The 1319-nt window shown below is 68.4% G+C and carries 1 protein-coding gene; it reads left to right on the top strand.

The genetic code is table 11. The features are described from left to right. Window positions 1-69 precede the first annotated feature (69 nt). Window positions 70-1295, top strand: a protein-coding gene (locus AB0B61_RS57440; RefSeq protein WP_358450851.1) for an IS3 family transposase whose coding sequence is annotated in 2 segments (ribosomal slippage) — window positions 70-382 and window positions 382-1295 — 1227 coding nt in all. Because the reading frame shifts where the segments join, the coding sequence is not laid out codon by codon here. The last annotated feature ends 24 nt before the right edge of the window (window positions 1296-1319 follow it).

The raw sequence follows: 1319 nt of genomic DNA, 5'->3' as shown, positions 1-1319 counted from the left end.
GGGCATTCCCCCTTGAACGAGGACACCTCGAAGACTGGATCTTGAGGTCCAGGGGAAGAGATGTCACTGATGGTGATGAAGAACTACCCGCCCGAGTTCAAGGCCGACGCGGTGGCGTTGGTGTTGTCGAGGCCGGACCGGACGATCACGTCGATCGCGAGGGACCTCGGAGTCAGCCGCGAGACGCTGCGCGTCTGGGTGCGCGCCGCGCAGGCCCGGGGCGAAGGCGGACAACGTGGAGCCGGCGCGACCCCGGTAGGTAAGGCCGCGTCGGGCGGGCCCGTACCCTCGGACGACGTGCTGGAAGAGGAGAACAAGCAGCTCAAGGCGCGGATCCGGGAGCTGGAGCAAGAGCGGGACATCCTGCGCAAGGCGGCCAAGCTTTTCGCGGGCGAGACGAACTGGTGAACCGCTTCCAGTTCGTTGAGGATCACAAGGCACTCTACGGGGTGAAGCGGTTGTGCCGGGTTCTGCAGGTGTCTCGCTCGGGCTTCTACCGGTGGCTCAAGGGCGCTGCGGCACGGCTGGCCCGCCGCCAGGCCGACGCGCAACTGGCCGAGCGGATGCGGCGAATCCATGCCGAGCATGAGGGCACCTACGGCTCGCCCCGGATGACGGCTGAGCTGCGCGCAGCAGGGATGAAGATCAACCACAAGCGGGTGGAACGGGTGATGCGCGAGCATGGCATCGCCGGGCTGCGGCTGCGCAAGAAGATCCGCACCACGATCCCGGAGCCGGACGCGGCCCCGGTGCCGGACGTGATCCAGCGCGACTTCACCGCCGCGCAGCCGAACCGCCGCTACGTCGGCGACATCACGTATCTGCCCGTCGGCGGCGGCCGTTTCCTGTACTTGGCCACGGTCGTGGATCTGTACTCGCGTCGGCTGGCAGGCTGGTCGATCGCCGACCACATGCGCACCGAGCTCGTCGTCGACGCGCTGCAGGCAGCCGCGCATACCCGGGGCGGCCGCCTGGACGGCGCGGTTTTTCACAGCGACAACGGGGCGCAGTACTGTTCGCGGGAGTTCGCCCGGGCCTGTCGCCGGCTCGGCGTCACCCGCTCGCGCGGCGCGGTCGGCACCAGCGCCGACAACGCGCTGGCCGAGTCCTTCAATGCCACCCTCAAACGCGAGACGTTGCAGGGCGCGCACCACTGGCCCGACGCCTGGACCGCCCGCCTGGCCGTGTTCCGCTGGATCACCCGCTACAACACGGTCCGACGGCACTCCCGCCTCGGCCAACTCAGCCCGATCGCCTACGAGATGATGGCAGATAGTCTGAGGCCTGCCGCCTGAAATCGGTGTTCGCGTTCATGGGGG

It is taken from the genome of Nonomuraea sp. NPDC049158, assembly GCF_040648335.1.
Classification (GTDB): Bacteria; Actinomycetota; Actinomycetes; order Streptosporangiales; family Streptosporangiaceae; genus Nonomuraea.
This window is presented reverse-complemented; position numbering and strand designations above follow the sequence as displayed.